18 protein-coding genes are annotated in these 19,082 nt (G+C 35.3%); all 18 read right to left on the minus strand.

The genetic code is table 11. The features are described from left to right. Positions 1 to 656: 656 nt before the first annotated feature. Positions 657 to 2,897 (minus strand): polysaccharide biosynthesis tyrosine autokinase, encoded by a 2,241-nt coding sequence (locus A7968_RS22345; protein WP_064668710.1) that lies wholly within the window; start codon positions 2,895 to 2,897, stop codon positions 657 to 659. Between the two features lie 14 nt (positions 2,898 to 2,911). Next, on the minus strand, positions 2,912 to 3,346 hold the full coding sequence (locus A7968_RS22350) for a low molecular weight protein-tyrosine-phosphatase (protein ID WP_064668711.1): 435 nt from the start codon (positions 3,344 to 3,346) through the stop codon (positions 2,912 to 2,914). Positions 3,347 to 3,354: 8 nt separating this feature from the next. Continuing rightward, positions 3,355 to 4,473 carry a polysaccharide export protein gene (locus tag A7968_RS22355; protein ID WP_064668712.1) on the minus strand — a complete coding sequence of 373 codons (1,119 nt, stop codon included), beginning with the start codon at positions 4,471 to 4,473 and terminating at the stop codon, positions 3,355 to 3,357. Positions 4,474 to 4,653: 180 nt separating this feature from the next. Beyond that, on the minus strand, positions 4,654 to 4,998 hold the full coding sequence (locus A7968_RS22360) for a four helix bundle protein (RefSeq protein ID WP_064668713.1): 345 nt from the start codon (positions 4,996 to 4,998) through the stop codon (positions 4,654 to 4,656). Positions 4,999 to 5,581: 583 nt separating this feature from the next. Next, entirely contained in the window at positions 5,582 to 6,070 is a 489-nt protein-coding gene (gene rfaH / locus A7968_RS22365; RefSeq protein WP_064668714.1) for a transcription/translation regulatory transformer protein RfaH, read from the minus strand. 316 nt (positions 6,071 to 6,386) lie between these two features. Further along, the gene (gene wecA / locus A7968_RS22370) at positions 6,387 to 7,460 is read right to left on the minus strand and encodes a UDP-N-acetylglucosamine--undecaprenyl-phosphate N-acetylglucosaminephosphotransferase (RefSeq protein ID WP_064668715.1); all 1,074 of its coding nucleotides are present in this window, start codon (positions 7,458 to 7,460) and stop codon (positions 6,387 to 6,389) included. A 93-nt stretch (positions 7,461 to 7,553) separates the two neighbouring features. After that, positions 7,554 to 8,303: a WecB/TagA/CpsF family glycosyltransferase gene (locus A7968_RS22375; RefSeq protein ID WP_064668716.1), complete on the minus strand. Its 750-nt coding sequence runs from the start codon at positions 8,301 to 8,303 to the stop codon at positions 7,554 to 7,556. Continuing rightward, positions 8,303 to 9,379 carry a non-hydrolyzing UDP-N-acetylglucosamine 2-epimerase gene (gene wecB, locus A7968_RS22380; protein ID WP_064668717.1) on the minus strand — a complete coding sequence of 359 codons (1,077 nt, stop codon included), beginning with the start codon at positions 9,377 to 9,379 and terminating at the stop codon, positions 8,303 to 8,305. Before wecB ends, A7968_RS22375 begins: the two co-directional genes overlap by 1 nt. A gap of 91 nt (positions 9,380 to 9,470) precedes the next feature. Beyond that, positions 9,471 to 10,601, minus strand: coding sequence for a glycosyltransferase (locus A7968_RS22385; RefSeq protein ID WP_064668718.1), 1,131 nt, complete (start codon positions 10,599 to 10,601; stop codon positions 9,471 to 9,473). Further along, the gene (locus A7968_RS22390) at positions 10,598 to 11,752 is read right to left on the minus strand and encodes a glycosyltransferase (RefSeq protein ID WP_064668719.1); all 1,155 of its coding nucleotides are present in this window, start codon (positions 11,750 to 11,752) and stop codon (positions 10,598 to 10,600) included. The genes A7968_RS22385 and A7968_RS22390 overlap by 4 nt, the downstream gene beginning before the upstream one ends. Beyond that, positions 11,742 to 13,022 (minus strand): O-antigen ligase family protein, encoded by a 1,281-nt coding sequence (locus tag A7968_RS22395; RefSeq protein ID WP_064668720.1) that lies wholly within the window; start codon positions 13,020 to 13,022, stop codon positions 11,742 to 11,744. The genes A7968_RS22390 and A7968_RS22395 overlap by 11 nt, the downstream gene beginning before the upstream one ends. Positions 13,023 to 13,027: 5 nt before the next feature. Next, on the minus strand, positions 13,028 to 14,152 hold the full coding sequence (locus A7968_RS22400) for a glycosyltransferase family protein (RefSeq protein WP_157586820.1): 1,125 nt from the start codon (positions 14,150 to 14,152) through the stop codon (positions 13,028 to 13,030). Then, positions 14,143 to 14,436 (minus strand): LbetaH domain-containing protein, encoded by a 294-nt coding sequence (locus tag A7968_RS23385; protein WP_167542987.1) that lies wholly within the window; start codon positions 14,434 to 14,436, stop codon positions 14,143 to 14,145. The genes A7968_RS22400 and A7968_RS23385 overlap by 10 nt, the downstream gene beginning before the upstream one ends. Before the next feature lie 242 nt (positions 14,437 to 14,678). Further along, positions 14,679 to 15,803, minus strand: coding sequence for an N-acetyl sugar amidotransferase (locus A7968_RS22410; protein ID WP_064668723.1), 1,125 nt, complete (start codon positions 15,801 to 15,803; stop codon positions 14,679 to 14,681). Continuing rightward, positions 15,800 to 16,570 carry an AglZ/HisF2 family acetamidino modification protein gene (locus A7968_RS22415; protein WP_064668724.1) on the minus strand — a complete coding sequence of 257 codons (771 nt, stop codon included), beginning with the start codon at positions 16,568 to 16,570 and terminating at the stop codon, positions 15,800 to 15,802. Before A7968_RS22415 ends, A7968_RS22410 begins: the two co-directional genes overlap by 4 nt. Before the next feature lie 2 nt (positions 16,571 to 16,572). Continuing rightward, positions 16,573 to 17,193 carry an imidazole glycerol phosphate synthase subunit HisH gene (gene hisH, locus A7968_RS22420; protein ID WP_064668725.1) on the minus strand — a complete coding sequence of 207 codons (621 nt, stop codon included), beginning with the start codon at positions 17,191 to 17,193 and terminating at the stop codon, positions 16,573 to 16,575. A gap of 9 nt (positions 17,194 to 17,202) precedes the next feature. Then, positions 17,203 to 17,820, minus strand: a complete 618-nt coding sequence (locus tag A7968_RS23740) for an acyltransferase (protein ID WP_064668726.1) — start codon at positions 17,818 to 17,820, stop codon at positions 17,203 to 17,205. Continuing rightward, complete coding sequence (locus tag A7968_RS22430; RefSeq protein ID WP_064668727.1) at positions 17,810 to 19,081, minus strand: lipopolysaccharide biosynthesis protein; 1,272 nt, start codon at positions 19,079 to 19,081, stop codon at positions 17,810 to 17,812. Before A7968_RS22430 ends, A7968_RS23740 begins: the two co-directional genes overlap by 11 nt. Between the last annotated feature and the right edge of the window lies 1 nt (position 19,082).

Raw genomic sequence — 19,082 nt, forward strand, 5'->3', positions numbered from 1 at the left:
ATCAGCTATCAGCTATCAGCTATCAGCTATCAGCTATCAGCTATCAGCTATCAGCTATCAGCTATCAGCTATCAGCTATCAGCTATCAGCTATCAGCTATCAGCTATCAGCTATCAGCTATCAGCTATCAGGGTAACGCTACTGTGTTGCATTACGGTGTCAAATTCTAGGTTCTAGGTTCTAGGTTCTAGGTTCTAGGTTCTAGGTTCTAGGTTCTAGGTTCTAGGTTCTAGGTTCTAGGTTAATCAGTTTAAAAACAGCTACGGGCTTTGTGCAACGAGCAGCAAGCTAATTAATCTAGCAAAAACCATTTTCACCACCGAGGCGCTTCGCTGCACTGAGAAGAGAGAAAACAAATCTCTTTTGTTTCCTCTGTGAACTCTGTGTTCTCTGTGGTGAACCTTTTACTTTTTCGCTTAAAAGCGCGGGATAAACCCGAGCCTACAAAACATTTTACCACCGAGGGCACCGAGGGGCTTCGCTACACAGAGAGAAAAGCCACGGGCTGCGGGTAACGGGCTATGAAAACACCTAGTTCCTAGCACCTTTATCTTTACCCTTTCGCGGTGGCAAGCCACTCGCCTACAATGAAGAAAAAGGCTCTAAGTTTTAGGGCCCAGCTCCTAGTCTCTTCCCTAGAACCTAGTACCTTTCCCTTACTTATCCGATTTATATTCGTAGTTGTAGTAACCGTAATAGCCGTAAGCGTTACTGGCTTTTTTAACCACACCGTTGAACACCACGCCTTTTACATCTGTACCGTTTTGTTCAAAGCGATTACGAGTCAGCTCAATTTCTTTAAGATGGTTTTGGCCAAAGCGGGTTACTAATAAGGTTGTGCCGGTATGGGCACTTACAATTGCCGGATCGGTTACCGCTAAAATAGGTGGCGTATCTACAATTACGATATCGTATGCTGCGCTTACCTCTTCAACCAACTTACTAAAGTTACTGTGCATTAATAACTCTGATGGGTTTGGTGGTATTTGCCCGCGGGTAATCACGTTCAACCCTTCAACCTGAGTTTGCTTAGTTACTTGCTCAAGGTTTAAACGCCCTGATAGGTAATCACTCAAGCCGTCATCCCACTTTAAGCCAAATTGAGTTTGTAAGTAGCCTTTGCGCATATCGGCATCGATGATCAGTACTTTTTTACCGCTTTGCGCCAATACTGCGGCTAAATTTACTGATACAAATGATTTACCTACGCCTGGGCTTGGACCGGAAATAGCAATTAGGTTATTTTTAGCTTCCATCATCGCAAAGTGTAAGCTAGTACGTAAGCTACGCAGTGCTTCGATTGATAAATCAGCTGGGTTATCAAGCGCTAATATTGATTTAGGCTTATTGGTTTTATTTTTTAGCGCTTTACTAAAGCCAGTGAGTTTATCTTGGTAATCTGAATACGGTACGCTTGCGTATACAGGTAGGCCAATTGCCTCAATCTCATTGGGATCTTCAACGCCTTTATGGATGGCTTTTTGCACTAATACAATGGCGACGGCAAGCATGCCACCTAACATAGTTGCCATTACTACAATTAAGGCTTTTTTAGGCTTCACAGGCTTTGAGGTATTGACCTCGGCGTAGTCAATAACGCGTACATTACCTACAGTACCAGCACGCACTATATCTAGCTCTTGAGTTTTACTGAGTAATAAGGTGTAAATTTGGTTGCTTACTTCAACATCACGCTTTAAACGCAGTAGCTCTTGTTGCGTCTCTGGTAAATTACCAACTTCGCCAACCAGTTCTTTTTTCTGCTCATTAACCGCGCTAATTTGCTCAACTAGCCCTTGGTAAGTTGGGTGGTCTTTTTTAAACTTGCGGCTCATTTCCAGGCGTTTTAATTCAAGCTCTTGTAGCTTAGTTTCAAGCTTGACTACTTGCTCAAGTACACCTTGGGTTTCAAGGGAAATGTTAATTGATTGGCGCTGTATTTGGTAATCGTTAAAGCGTTGCTCGGCAAACTCCAGTTGTTTTTTAATTTCAGGTAACTGTACTTCTAAAAACTCTAGGGATTTTTGTGCCTCAGCACTATTACGCTCAACATTGCGGCGTACATAAATACCCGCTACTTTATCTAGCACTTTTTCAGCGTAATGTGGCTTTTCGCTTTGCAGGCTTAGATTAATAATGCCAGAGTCTTTACCCTTTTCACTGGCGCCAATGGCGGCTTGTAAATCTAAAATAGTGTTTAAGCGGTCTTTACGTAGTATTGTAAACTCAGTTCCCGCTCGGGCGGTTAAGCTACGTACTGTTAAATTAAATTTGCCATTAGTAAGCTCTTGGCCCACTTTACCTGTTAATATTTGCTCGCCTTCGTCATTTAATAATGCAAGATTGTTATTTTCCTGCGCTATTAAGGTGAACTCTATACCTACAGCTGAGCGTGGTACATCAAACCTAAATACATCAATGCTCTCACCACCCCAAGCGTAAGAACTGGCACCAAAACTTGGCTCTGCTAATTCACCTTCACTCATTGGGCTAAATTTACGAAACGCACGGCTACCAATAAATGGAAAGAGTTTTGGCTCAGCCACTACATCAAGGCGCAGCGTATCTACCGCTTCGCCAATGACTGAACGTGATTTTAGTAATTCGATTTCTGTCACTGCGGCTGAGGTACTTTCAAACATGCCCGACATATCGTCAAAACCCGGTACTGAGCCGCCGCTTTCTTCAACTTGGATCATCGCTGTGGCTTGGTATACTGGAGTTGAAAACACCGCGTAAATTATACCAATAGCCATAAATGCTGCTGTTAAGGCAATTATAAAATATTTACGATCAATTAATGCGCCTAACAGCGCCATTAGGTCAATTTCTTGGCTTACTTGTGTATCTTGCTTATTTTGTTTGTTTGCTGCTAACGCAGTGGGCTGAGCATTCATGTACTAGCCTATCCTTATAAATACTTTTGCCAAGCGCTACAGGCGCTATCGATTAATGCATAAACGTGTTCAAACGCTTCAAGACTCTGCCTGTATGGGTCGGGTATTTCTTTATCCCCAAGCCATTTGCCGAGTAAAAAGGTTTTACCGCGCGCTTCTGGGTAGCGGCTGCACAAGTCAGTTAGGTGGCGTTGCTCCATTACTAAAATCACACTATTTTGTGCTACAAGGTTTGAGGTTAACTGCCTACCTTGATGCTCTTCCATAGTGATGCCGTGCGGCGCCGCAATTTGTTTTGCCGTTGCATCAGCCGCTTTACCTTCAAGTGCTGTTAAACCCGCCGACGATACTTTAATATTTTTACCGGCTAATTTACTTTTTAAAACGTATTCCGCTGTTGGGCTGCGGCAAATATTACCTGCGCACACCACTAAGATAGAATCAAACATCGTAATCCTTAGTTTGTTGCAGCTAGATCATCAATTGAATCAACCGTTGCGATTGACGGTAGTAATAAACTTATTACGCGGTTCCAACGGGCCAGTGGTGCTGATGTTACATACACAATATCGTGCGGTTGTAGTTCAAATTGCTCAGCCAATACTAACGCAGCCACATTTTTTGCATGTAGCTGATACACATCGGCAATCACGCCGTCTGTTTCAAGGTTGCGCTTACGCAGTACAAATACACCATTGGCATCGGCGGTGTTTTCATTTAAGCCCCCTGAATCACTAAGCGCTTGTGCCAAGTTTAAACCGTAGCGATTAACCCCCACTGTACCTGCGCGTTTAACATCCCCTAATACAAATACTTTTTGTAAATCGTTACGATTAACATGCACTATATCGCCATGCTGTAATAAGCGGTTTTGCGAAATATCACCATGGGCATAAAAATCATCAAGTTTAATAACTTCGGTTTTATCGCCACGGGTAAAGGTTACGGTGCGCCAATCGGCCGCTTCTGTTAAACCACCGGCTTGGTTTAAAGCGTCAATCAAGGTAAGTGGAATTTCAGTTACTGGATACACACCTGGTTTAGTAACTTCACCTGTTACATATGCTTTTTGGCTACGAAAGCCAACCACTTTAATATCGATTTGAGGGTCTTCAATCACTCGGCTTAAACGTTTCACTAGTTCGCTGTGTACTTGCTGTACTGTTTTACCTGCAGCTTGAATATTTGGTGCATAGGCATAGGTAATTGTACCATCTGCTTGTACACGGAAACCATCAAACTCAGCGGTACGTTGTACGGCTGCTGGTATGGTTAATTCTGGGTGATCCCATACACCAATGGTGAGTACGTCACCCACGCCGAGTATGTATTCGTAATCACTAACATTTAAACCATCAAGGCTCGAAGGTGGCTTAACTTTTTTACGTGATTGTTTTTGCTGATAAATTAAAGATGAGTCAATAATTTGAATATTTACTTTTTCAAGGTCTTGTTCTAGGTTTTTTGTTTGTTCACCCGATTCGATTCCTTCGAAATGGCTACCGGGGATGATTGTACAACCTGTCATTGTTAGCAACGTGAGTGATGCTACAAGTGTTTTACAGCTTAGCGCCATTGTTTATTCCCAAATAATATTAAATTCTAAAACTTTCAGCTTATTTTAAATAATTTGCTGTTATTTTTGCTGGCTAATTAAAGCATGGCTACCCTTGCTTCGCAAGGTTGACTGCACGTTTAGTGTGCAAGCAGTTAACTTTTTTGTTAATTTAGTTAAAAGGTTCGGGCTTCGGGCTTATCAAGCATTTTTAATTACTAAGATTAACCTGCCAAGCATTTTTCCAATTATTTCACATTCTTCGAGAATAAACTCAGATTGCGTGTGACTGATATAGCCCAACTCAAATGCAATCATAACCTGAGTTTTTAACTCACCTATAGAGCCTTTAGCGATACCTAAAAACCGCGCTTTTTCTTTTTCAAAATCTCTTTCAAAACCCTCTGCTATATTACTTGGCACTGAGACAGAGCATCTGCACATCTGATCTTTCAAACCGTAATCACGTAAAGTTTCAAATGTTTTATAAATTAATAAACTAAGCCTAAAAGCCCTTTGCCAAACTTCTAAATTCTCATATCTCATGACTAATCCATGTTGATTTGGGCGTGCTGAAAATAATTTGACAATAAAAAATGTTTTGAAGTTTCAAAACCCATCTGTTCAATCCTAGGGCACAAACTATAAAACAACACCATACTGCTCGTATCACGATGCTCATAACCCGTAGCTTAATCAGACACGCTTCCGCCCCTAGGTTACAGTTCCTACGTTCTGGTCAATTTAATTCAAATTGTAAAATACAAAACCTTTCGCGGTAGCAAGCTACTCGCCTACAAAACTGTTTTACCACCGAGCTTCGCTGCACCGAGAAAACACTTATAAAACCCTTAGGGCTAACTTCTTATCCCTTCTTCTGTGATCTCGGTGTTCTCTGTGGTGAATCTTTATTTTTTTTCGGGCTAAAGCCCAACTTACACTTTAAAACATAGGTGCTAGGTTTTAAAGTGTAGGTCCTAGTCACTTACCTAGTACCTTTACCTTTTTACCTCTTAAGCGCAGCGTCTCTTAATCTCTTTGTGAATAAATCACTTAAAATCTTTCGCGGCTAAAGCTCCTACGCTTTAAAACATCGGTCTTAAAGCTTATGGCTTATAACTTAAAACTATTATCCTACTTTTCTTACGTCGCTGTTATCTACGCTCATTTCTATTTGTTTATTAAGTAGATTAACTAACAATATGCTGCGCATGTCGCCGTCAGGTTCTTTAAATATTGCTTGTACGTCTTTAAACGAGCCGTTATTTAGACACACTAAATCACCGGGCTGCGGCAAGTTATTACTATCTTGAGTTAGCTGGGCGTTTTTTAATTCATTGATGAGTAGTTCTGGAACTAATTGATAAGATGCGCCATAAGACACAAAACCACTAATACCACGGGTATTTTTTACCGCAGCAAAGTTGCCGGTGTGTGCGTTTAAACGAACAAATAGGTAATTAGGAAACACTGCAGATTGCTTAAAAGTGCGACGACCTTTAATTAACTGCTGTTTTTGTAGCTGAGGAAAAAAAGCTTCAATCCCTTGGTTTTGCAAATTAACTTGGGCGCGTGCTTCTTGCCTCGATTTACAAAATAATAAGTACCAACTATCCATATCAATCCCTAAAATACTGACTTTTGCCTGATAATTATTTTTATTCTTCTACAGACGGCAGGGATTATACGTGCGACTTTAGGGTGATGTCTATAAAAACCCCATTAAAAGTTTTCATGTTTAATGGGGCTGCGTGGAAGAAACAATGAAGCTTCTTGATGACATTCCTTTGTTTTAGTTGCAGTAATCTCACCTAAATTGATGCCCAGCTTCATTAGGCCATAACAATAGGGTAGAAATAAATTACAAATACTATATTAATATTTAAAGAGATAGCTTTGTAACCGAGTTAAATCTGAGCGAGATACCATAAAGTTTAATATTGCTCTACAATGATTTCACTAAGGTTCATTTTTCGCCTTATTGAATTAACTATTTTAAAATAGTTAATTAATACCAATAAATAAAACATGAACATAATAACAAAACCATAAAACATAACGTACTCTGGAACGTCATATACCTCACCTAACATTCCCACTCCTGCAAAAAATGCGGCAATAGAGCAAATAAGCATAAGAGTCTGCAATGATGAACAACCTAGTCGCTGACAAATATGATGTAGATGCTCTCTATCTGGTTTAAATGGGGATTTTTTTTGTTTAATGCGCCTGAACATAATTGCTACCATATCCATTAAAGGGACAGCAATTAACCATAAAGCAGTAACAGGGCGAATCATGGGGTTACCTGCTGTTTGGCTTGCCCCTATAAGCAACCAAATAACAGTAAAGCCAATCATCATACTACCAGCGTCGCCCATAAACACTTTACGCTTATGACCTACAAAACCTAAGTTTAATAATATGTAAGGCACCATACATACTACTAGCAACAAACATAAGTAGCTTAAACTTTGCTCACCCGCTAATAAAAGTAATATACCAATACTTGCAAAGGTCACGATTGATAAACCACCTAACAGGCCGTCAATACCATCAACCATGTTAAATGCATTAATACAGCCTATAACTGCAAGTACGGTGACTAACCCACCAAATAGCCCAAGCTCTAAAGCACCAAAACCAAGTAAATTACCCAATGTATGTAATTCTGCATTAGCAAAGTAAATCATAGCAACAGATATTAACGCTTGCACTAGCATACGTATTTTTACACTTAAATCAAAACGATCGTCCAAAGCACCAATAGCTGTTAAACCGCAAATACAGAGCATATATAAATTTGCATGGTTAATCATGTTAGGGTGTGTGTAGATATAATTAACTATAGTAATACAAATTGCTACACCACCAACTAATGGCACATTACCGGTGTGCATTTTTCGCCCTGATGGCTTATCTACAAGGCCTACTCTGCGAGCTACTTTACGCATTAAGAATAAAATTGCAAAGGCAATAAAAAAAGTAAAGAGTAGATCAATGAACATTAGATTCCTCAACATGGCTTAATAATTTCGTCAGCGCTGAATATGCACTTAATATACTCTTGTTGAGTTAACAGATATTTCAAAAACTTATCCTTAAACCATAAATCGATTAAACTTTTTTAAGTTATTAATTATTTTTAAAAAAGATAACTTAATAAAAAAAACAGGTAAAAACAATTGCCTTTTCCAACGCCATGGCTCTTGAACCAATCTGTAAAGCCATTCTAAGTTATTATTAATATAGAAATCGGGAGCTCGTTTTAAATTACCAGCTATAATATCAAGGGCCCCTCCACAGCCAACAGCAAAGCCACTTTTGGTAAATTCAATGAGTTTATTCGCAAACAACTCTTGTCGAGGGGAGCCCATTGCAAGCATTATGAATTGAGGCTTTGCTTGAGAAACAGCTAAGACCATATCATCTTCACTATTATAACCGTGCATATTGCCTACAATAATAATATCAGGGTAGCGCTCTTTGATTATAGAAATACTTTTATTATGAACATCTGCTTCTGCACCTATAATAAAAACCTTAAGCTTATTTTTATTTGCTATTTCTAAAACTCTAATTGGCATGTTTATTTTTTCAGACACTAGATTATGTAGCCATTTAATAGCTAAAACAGCACCAGCACCATCAGGATATGGATATAAAGAGTTATCGATCACTTTCCTTAGTTCAATATTACTTTTATAACTTTGTATTTTTTCTGCGTTAATAGCTACAGAATACCCGTGTATCTTATTTTCAACAAAGTACATTAACTGTTTTTCTAAAGTACTTTCTGTTGCTGCAAAGCATGGGCAACCCATCATTCTAACTTTGTTTATATCCTGCATTATTTAGCCATATAAGCAATTATGGACTCTATAATAACCTTTGAAGCTTGACCTCCACCATATAATGATTGGTCAAATAGGCTATTAGGTCTATCTAGACAACGGTTGAACTCTTCAAGAATCATATCTTTATTAGCTCCGACTAACGTGTTAACACCAGCTTCAACCAACTCAACCCATTCAGTTTCATCTCTTAAAGTTATGCAATATTTTTCAAAGAAAAAAGCTTCTTTTTGTAAACCACCACTATCCGTCATAATAAATTTGCTATTCATTATTAACCAAACCATGTTTAAATAACCAACAGGTGGTATTATTTTAATATTCGCTGATAACTTTATACCTAAATTTTCAAGTTTACTTTTAGTTCTAGGATGTAGAGGAAGAACAATATTTTGATTACAAGATACTTCGTTCAAGGCTTTAACGATAGAAGTCAACCTCTCAACATCGTCAGTATTTTCGGCTCGATGAATTGTACATAGAACATAATCATCTATTAACAACTCAGAAGGTTTTTCTGCTAAATTTTTATAAAACAAAGCACCATCTTGCATTACATCGCCAGAAAAACACACTTCAATACCTGTTGATGAAATTCCCTCATTATTTAAATTATTAATCGCTGCTCGTGTTGGGCAAAATAAAATAGAACTTACTTTATCAGTCAATATTCTATTTATCTCTTCAGGCATTTTCATATTAAAACTACGTAAACCAGCCTCAACATGAGCAATTTTAATATGTAATTTTGCAGCTGCAATAGCACCAGCAAGAGTAGAGTTTGTATCCCCATACACCAATAACCAATCAGGCTTCTCGACAAGTAAGATCTCTTCAATTTTTTCGATCATTTGCCCAGTCATAGCACCATGACTTTTACCACCAATACCAAGAAAGTAATTAGGCTTTGGGATTTGCATTTCCTCGAAAAAAACATCACTCATATTTGCATCATAGTGTTGTCCTGTGTGAATAATTATCTCTTGAATACTTTCATGCTTTGCTATTTCTCTGCTAACACTACCAGCTTTAATAAACTGAGGACGTGCACCTAAAACTGTTACAATTTTCATTTTTTTACCGCATTAATTAATAAGCTAACAAGACACGATTAAGCTCACTGAGACAAAACCGTTAACCTAAATATCTAACCACTAACCTTATTTACAAACTTTCGTACATCCTATATAAAACTTTCTCTTGTTCCGCCCAATTAAAAATTGTGCGAGCAACTTCTACTTTCTCTAATAACTCTTGATAGTCCATCTTCGGGGATTCTTTTACGCATTCTGAAAAGCCCTCAGAATCGTTAGTAATAGCAACTAAGCCTAAATGATATGTTTCAACAAGTCTTTTCATCTCTACTAGATTTGAACTGATTACGGGAATACCTGCAACTAAATATTCAAACATCTTATTAGGTGAGCAATACCTATGATTTAAACAGTTATCTTCATAAAATAAAACGCCAAAATCGGCTGAGCTTGTATAAGAGAGTAACACTTCAGGTGCAACAGCTGGATGGAAAATTATATTATCATACTTAGCTGCATATTTTTTTACTTCACTTTCTAGATAACCATACCCCATAAAAATAATAACTTGATTGGTATCTTCGAGATTACTAAAGGACTCAAGTAATATTTCTATACCTCGCCCTTTAGTTAAACCTCCTTGATATAGAAATATTTTCTTTTCTTGAGGTATGTCAAATTTCTCACGAAATAGGTTTTGCTTTATATTAGGTGCTAAATTTGGAGTATTTAAAACTAAGTAAGGTTTCTCTATATTATATAGACGAACATATTCATTCGCAATTCCATCACTGACAACTGATGTAGCATCAGCATAATGGATTAAAAAGCCTTCTAATTTTTTAGCTAAAAATTTTTTATACTTATTCTGCATCCACAATGTCTCAGTTTCGTATTCATGAGCATCATAGACAACTTTTAATTTTCGCTTAAATAACTTACCTAGCACCCCAATAGGTAGCGTTTCTAGATCATTACAATGAACGACATCATAATCTTTCAAATTCATTAGTGAAAAAAATAAATACTGAAGGTATACAAAAGCTTGTTTAATTTTTTTTAAGAAAAAATCACTAGGTTTAGAGTAGTTTACCTTCCTAAAAATTTTTACATTATTAGAGTGCTTTACAATAGTATCGAACTCACCATTATTTAAAGCAAATACATCGACTTTATATTTACAAGATAATGACTCAACTTGTTTTATTACTCTTGAGTCATTGATATATTCATTCAGAACAAGTATAGCAATTTTTTTCATTTTACATCCATAGCAACGTAATCTAATAACTTAATAGTTTGACTAACTAAATTATAATTCTCATTAACATATTTTATTATTTTTTCAGGTTTGTAGTTAGCAAAGTTAAGGCATATTTGGCTCATTGCACTTGATAGCGCTTGAATATCTTTAGGTGGAACAATTAAACCGTTATCATCATTAATGATATACTCAGGTCCACCACTGGTTGTAGAAATAACAGGCTTCCCAAAACTGAACATCTCAATAATTACCCTACCAAAACCCTCTTGGTAACTCGGTAGAACTAAGCAATCCTTTTTATTTAAGACCTCTGAAACCTTACTATTTTCAATAGCACCTAAAAAAGAGACATTTTTAGCGTGTAATTTACTAGCAAGTGCTTCCAATCCCTTCCTTTCAATTCCATCACCAACAAAGGTCAAACTATACCTTTGATAAGTAGTATTTTTCTGGAGTTCTGAGAATGCATAAAGCAACTCGTACACCCCTTTCAATTTGATAAGACTTCCAACAAATACAAAACTGAAAATACTGTCTCTGAGTGTCTCTTCCTTTTGCAAGTATTTTAAATTTGATAACATTATACCATTTTCAATTACTTCTAGCTTACTCGTATTTATTTCATCAATACTTTCAATCTCTTGTTTCAGCCCCTTGCTTACAGTAACAATTTGTAGTCTATTAATAGTTTTAATAATGGATTTTTGTTGGTTTTTGTTACCAGAAAAGTACCTATAATCAGAACCATGAACTACTATAGTAGGATTTAATTTAGCAAAATTTACAGCAGCCCCAACTGGGTAAACTGTATGCACTAGAAGTTTTTCTGAGAATTTGTTTTTATTTAAAAAAATAGAAACAGCCAAGCTAACATGATAAAAGATAGAGTCTTTAGGAAAAGGGAAGTAGCGAATCAATTTTAAGGTAACGTTTGCTAACTCGATATTTATTAAGGCTAGATCATCACGAGAAATTTCTATAAATGGAAATTTGCGAGAAATTTTAAACCACGGCCTAGTCACATAAACCTCTACCTGCTCAACTAAGTCGGCAAGTACTTTTATTTGATCATAAACAAATATGCCACCGTATTTATTAGCCTTAGTCGGAAAATAAGGGGTTAGTATTGTTAATTTATTATTTTTCATTATTGACTGCTTTTGGTTTGTTTAATAAATATGTGTATATAAAGGGAAGAGAGTAAAAAATCCAAAATAGCTCAGCCAAACGCTTAGCTTTAAAGGCACTTCCAGTAATTGAAGCCAAAGCAAAGCAACAGGCTAGTATAAATGAATAAAAGTATAACTTTCTAATGAATAAATCAGAGACATTCCTTCGCTTAACAAGTGGGTAGCTTATTAAAAACAGGATAAAAAACACGTTAGCCAATCCACCAATTAAACCAAACCTTAAAAACTTGTCTAAAAAGTCATTATCCGCGGAGTAATCTAACTGCAAAGCACTCGGTCCTATGCCATTAACAAATTCATTTTCAAAAGAAATATATGCTTTACTCCAAGCATTATTGATTCGCGCATTAAAACTACTCGGTACTAAATTCCCTTGATCTAATTTCTGTCTTTTTACAGCTGATTCAATATTATCACTAAATACAACTCCGACAATAAAAGTTATAATTGCCATAAAAATGACAGCCTTTAAACCTATTTTTTTATATTTAAAAAAATAAATCCAACTTACAAGTAGGTAAATAATCAAACCGGTGAAAGACCCCGAAAGCATTAAGGTTAATAAGCCTAAGAAATATATAACTGCGCCAGCTAACCTACCTAACTTTAGATCTTTATAAAAAACATGAAACATAACCAAAGATATTGTGGCATATAAAGCTAGAGAATTAGGCTCCAAATTAATAGTTGAACTTGCCCTGGGGTTATACATAAAATACTGACGCCAAATTGCCACATTCGTTTTACCGTAATATTTCGCAAGTATTTCCTGACTACCAAATAAATCCAACATTTGACATAAAGCTATTAACCCGACAATAGGTAATAAATATAGATTTAACTTAATTATACGATAAAAGAATAAATTGTTATTGCCTAACTGTTTAAAGCTATATTTGCAAGCCCAAAAAACCAGGTAAATCAATATAATGTATTGCACTGGTGCAAAAATTATAATCAAATCACGGAAGTCTGCAATATATCCTTTCTCGAAAAAATTAAAGATATAAGTTACAAAATAAAGGCTAAGTAAGGTTAGATAACACCTAAAATGAGTTGGTAAATAAATTCTTGTCGATTTATTTTTTAAGTGAATTAATGATACGCAGGACAGCATAACTAAAAATATAAGATGGTAACTAGCTAAAGGTAATTTACCAATATAAATTATTGGTCCTAAAACAAGCAAAGCTGAATAAACATACAATAATGAAGCTGGTTTGAACATCAATTTTACTTCATTAAATTAATTAATTGTTTTAGCCCTGCTTCTCTTGAGTATTTCATTTTCTCAAAAGCTACTTGACTAAAAGGAGTAGATTTTATTTCAGCTAGTACATTACTAATTGATTCAACGTTATTTTTAGCCCAAAAAACATTTGGGTAACTCTTTGTTATATCGTATAAAGCTCCTGTTTTTAGCTGCCCCTCGGTTAAAATAAGTATGGTTTTATTGAGGGCGATATAGTCAAATATTTTAGTTGTTGACTCAAAATTATATCCTGAAGTAAATATGACTGTTATTTGAAAGTCATTCATAAGCTTTATTGTCTCAGGGTAGCTTTTTAAGCCATGTGAAATGACATTATCTATCTCTTCTAAATCTGGGTTTATATTACCAATATGATTAAAAATAAAGTCCTCATTATCCAAGATCGCATTAATTAAAGAAGATGCAGATCTATCTGCGTATAAAGAGCCAGCATAAACTAAATTCAGTGGCCCACTTGATACTTTAGGTTCTGGTAATTCAGAAAAATAGCGCTCATCAAAGCCATTATCAATAACGTATACCTTTTTTCTATAGCGCTCAAACCCAGATAATAATTCAGCACAGTACTGATTAACAGTTATGGTCAAAGATGAGGTTTTAATAAAGTACTTTTCGACAAGGCGGAGCAAAATGGACTTAACTTTTCGCTTTAATGAATCAGCTTTAATTGAGCGAGGATTATTTGCAAGCGGATCTCTAAAGTCAATAATTGACTTTATCCCCATCTTTTTCAGTTTTCTTAATATGAAAAAATGAAAAAATGGATTTCCGGTTAAGACAACATAATCATATTTATGGTACTGAGCCTTTTCAGTAAAAAAAAGCTCTAAGCTTTTCAACCAAGCAGCACCCGGATCAAATTTAAATACTTTGCCTAAAAATGAATTCGATGATGTTGGTACAACAAAAATCTCATCAACACCATTCATTACCTTATCTACTTGTATAGTAGTTGTAATTACGTGGCACTTATTAATTCTTGGATCGAGCCTTTTTATATTTTTAGCCCAATAAGTAATTCTCTTTGCGCCCACACCAGTAAAAGGCTCAAAATAATAGGCTATAAATAATACATTCATCGGCATCTATGCTCTTTTGCAGCATCTCCAGTAACAATAGCGTTCTCATTTACTTCTTTAGTAACTGTTGCACCTGCCCCAATTACCGCACCATTGTTAACATTAGCCATTACAATACATGCTGTACCAATCCAAATATCACTGCCAATACTGATCCGTTCATTTGTGCCGCTTTGTTTACGGATAAGCTGACCAGATTTAATTCCATGCTGTTTCATTCCACTTAAAAAATGAACCCCTTGACCGATTAATACATCATCACCAAAGTCCACTAAACCTATAGTATTCATAGGCCCGAACCTAACATTACTTCCAATGGTAATGTTTTTATGAGTAAATACTGTTCCCCATGGAAATAATACGTTTTCTCCCACACTTCTCAGCATCGCGCGATAATAATAAAATCGTATCTTATTACCATAGCCGAATGAAAGTCTCGAAAGAAAGACACTAGTATTATAGAAACCTGTAATATGGGTTAAAAAAACAAAATATTTAGCGACTATTAAGCAAGTCAAATTGTATAGAGCCCTCATCTCCCTAGTAAACCTTTTATTAATAACGTTACTTTTTTATAATACTTGAACCATGTAAGATTATAATCAGATTTATAAGAATTATGTTGCTTTATAGGTAACGCCATAATTTCTGACCACTCATCCCTACTAATATCAAGCTTTGAAATAATATAATCTAGATCTTCTTCAAGGTTACTTGCATTATATTGCGACTTAGTTAACTCATTTATCGCGTCTTCTCTAGACATTTGATTTGACATAATTAAATTAGATAAGTGTGCCTTTCTTTTATCAAAACCAAATTTTGTTGGTAGGAAATAGGCTTGAAAAAATTTTGTAAATCTAGATTCAAAATGTTTGCCTCCGTAGTCTTTCCATCCCAGATTATCAATAATAAAAGATTTTATCTCATCTTTATTGTAAGGAATGTAATAAAGGAAGCGATGTGATTCAACCGGCTTAATAAATTTATAATAGATAGTACGCTTAAATAAACTGAGCATTGGATATTTAACTAGTGTTTTCATTCCAAACTGTTTATGTATATCTTTAATATGCTCTAAGTCGTTACTATCGTATGACCAATTTTTAGGTAGCACATATTCTGTGACAATATTGTGACCACTTATACTATGTTTGATCCCATGTTCTGCAGCTATTTTATTCAATATTGCAGGAAATACATGATCTTGAGGGATATCACAATCAGGTACCGACGCTTTAAAAAATGCTAGTTGTAAGTCTCTCATTTCTTCCCAATCAATCACAACTGTAAACAAATCAAGTTTTAGAATTTTCACCACGTTTTCAATATTCTGCACAGCTATGTCAGAGTTCCAACCAGTATCGACATGAACGACTAATGGTCTTAGCCCTAAAGAAACAACCTGATAAGCAAGATAGCTGCTATCGACACCTCCACTAAGGCCAATAATACAATCATAGTCATTACCTACACCATCTTTTTTAATTTTAGCAACAATTTTATCTAGCTTATCAGTTGCCTCCTGTCCAATAGGGATTGTTTTAATTATCCTGTCATATGCATGGCAGTAATTACAAACACCTTGCGAGTCGAATTCAATATCACTTACAGTTGTATCTAAAATACACTTGCTACATATTTCTTGTGATTTCATTTTAAACCTTTGAAGAGTAAATCTAATTCATTTCGTTCTGGATAAGTAATCAAAACAGCTCTATGCTTGCCATGAAAAACAAACATACTTCCAGCTGAGACTGCTGAGACATTAGTATGTGTAATAACATCATGGCAATGTTTTAAGGTGCCGGCTCCACCACAACAAATTGTTGGGACTGGTAAACCAGCAGTAACTTCTTTGATAAGCTCAACGTTAAAGCCTTCCATCATGCCATCATTATCAACATCATTAATAAAGATTTCCCCAACACCTTTATCAACCAGCTCTCTTAAATATTTTATTATAGGTTTGTCTAAAGTTTTCTTTGAGACATGGTCATATAATTTATATTTACCAAATAAGTTTTTTTTTATATTTACTGAACCAACAATACTCTGACTACCAAAAGTGGCCGCAGCTTCTTCTATTAAGCTATTTCTAGATAATGCAATGTAATTAAGCGACACTTTTTCAACACCTAATGAGAATATCCTTCTAATCTGAGCTAAGTTGTTAATTCCCCCCCCATAACATAATGGCATAAAGCACTCACTCGCTACCTTTTCTATCATCTTATAATCAGGTTCACGTGATTTTTTACTCGCATCAATATCCAATAAAATTAGTTCATCAACTTCTTTTTCATTGAATATTTTAATTGCGTTAATAGGATCACCGACATATTTAGGTTTTTTAAATTTTGTCGTTTTGTATAACCCTTTATCATGGACCAGTAATACCGGGATAACTCTAGTTTGCAACATACTTATTTATTTAAACTCATAAAATTTTTTAAAAAAGCCATGCCAAACTTATGGCTTTTCTCGGGATGGAATTGAGCACCAATTATATTGCCTTTTTCAAAAGCAGATACAAAACTGCCACCATGATTTGTTGTTGTCAGAATGTCAGCTTCATCTTCGCACTCTACAGCAAATGAATGTACAAAATAAAATCTATTTTCCTGTTCATACATTGAATCAAATAATGAGCTTGTTTTATTTATCTTGGCAAAATTCCATCCCATATGAGGTGACTTTAACTTAGACGACGGTTCAAAAATAAATTTATGTGCATACGCATCAATAAATCCAAAACCAGCTTCTACTCCTTCATCACTTCCTTTAGTAAGAAGTTGCATTCCAAGACACACTCCTAATATAGGGGTATTTTCAACTAGAACTTTTTCTTTAATTAAATCAAAATATCCCAACTTTTTGAGATTATTTACAGCATTATCAAAACTGCCAACACCAGGTAAAATTAATTTTTCGGCTTGAATAATATCATTCTTTGTTACAGAAACCTTACATGGACAGCCGATTTTTTTTAACATATTTTTAACCGAACCTAAATTCCCCATTCCATAATCAACTATAGTAACCATACCTAATACCTATATATTTAAGTTTTGTTGACGATATGCTTCAAAATCTGTACTTTTTATATAGCCATTATATTCGTAAGTACATTTATGATGAATAAATTTATCCTCATCTAATAGTTTTACTATTTTTGCGGGGTTACCTGCAATTACACAATTTCCATCTACGAAAGACTTAGTCACAACACTTCCAGCCCCTACTATGGTATTATTTCCTAGCGTAACGCCTGGCAACACCATGACATTCATACCTAACCAACAGTATTTCCCAATGGTTACATTTTTCACATCATGCTTTCTGGAATCATATAAATCATGGTTGGCAGTAATAATACCAACATTAGCTGAGATTTGAGTGTAATCACCAATATATATTTTACCTATACCCTGTATATAGCAACCAGGCATATAGCCTGGACATGTATCTATACCAGCATAAATATTCTTGTGCCCTGTCACAATGGAAGTAAAGTGAGTCGGCCAATATGCCTGCTTATTAAACCCTAAAAACTTCTGATAAAACCAAGCTTTGAATGTAATAGGTGTTTGTGCCCCCCTAGTTTCTATTATTTTTTTATACAATTTTGAAAAAAATATTTTTATAAAAAAGAGCTTTATTTTATACAGCACTATTAGCTATCCCTTTAGAGTAACGATAAGACAAGCCTAAATAAATTAAATAGATTAGTGAACTTGTACCTGAAAAACAAATTAAAGTTATGTTTATATTATCAAAAAGAACCCCTATAGTTAGTGAGCAAGCTGTTAATATGAATAACATCACCTGAAAAAAAAGATCTATATTTTGCTTTTGTACTATATAAAAAGTATAAGAAAGCGGATTGACTATAAATTTCAAAAATAGCATTGGCGTCATAATTTGAGCATAGTCACCTGCTGCCTGCCATTTACTCCCGAAAACAAAGCCGAATAACTCTGGAGCATAAAGCCCTAAAATAATAAATGGTATACACCCCAATAATAGAAGCTTACGAAAGGTTTTATTATAAATTTTTGTACATTCCCCACTATTATTAAAGTCTTCCGATGCTTTTTGTTTAAATACATCCAATACAGTATTTGAGAGTAAATTAATAGGCATCATTAATATTTTATACATGAACGAGTATAGACCCAAAATCCCTAGACCAAAGAACTTACCTAGAATCAGTAAAGGCATTTGATTAGCTAAAACATTCATTAGCACTGAAGGAATATCATATTTAGGGAAATTTTTATATTTATAAGCAACACCTTTTATCGGATACACTGTAGCCTTAAAATATCTCTTTATTTTAGTAGTTTTAATAATTATAAAAATAGAAATTAATTGTCCGGATATGTTACCGAGTAGCAGACCGAATGAGGTTTTAAAAAAATAACCTACTCCTAACTGGCCCCCAGCATTAACCGCTGAGACTACAACCTTATTTTTAGCTAACTTACTAAATTGCTTATCCCTAATTAAAATATAATTAACTAGTTGATAAAAGCCAGTTAAAGCCACTGATAGAGGTATAAAGTATAACCATGTTGATATATTTTTATTACCGAGCATAGCAGCAATCTCATTATTAAAAATCATGACAATCAACAATGTAGTGAAACTTACAACAAAAATAATAACGCAGCTTAATTTTATTATGGCCCTAACTTCAGAGTTAGTTTTTGGCAGCATTATAGCGAGCTCATACCTACCCGTTGCAAAAACAGAAACAATAGAAACTATACTAAGATACAAGGCTATTAAACCAAAGTCTTCAGGTGAGTATAGCCGCGTCAGTATGGGAGAGGTAAGAACAGGAATTAGCTGCGCGATTCCTGTTCCCGTCATCAAAGTAAGAATATTTTTCGTATATTCAGATTTCCTTTTTGTAAGATTCGAATACATA

This window comes from Pseudoalteromonas prydzensis (assembly GCF_001661495.1).
In the GTDB taxonomy this organism is placed as follows: domain Bacteria; phylum Pseudomonadota; class Gammaproteobacteria; order Enterobacterales; family Alteromonadaceae; genus Pseudoalteromonas; species Pseudoalteromonas prydzensis.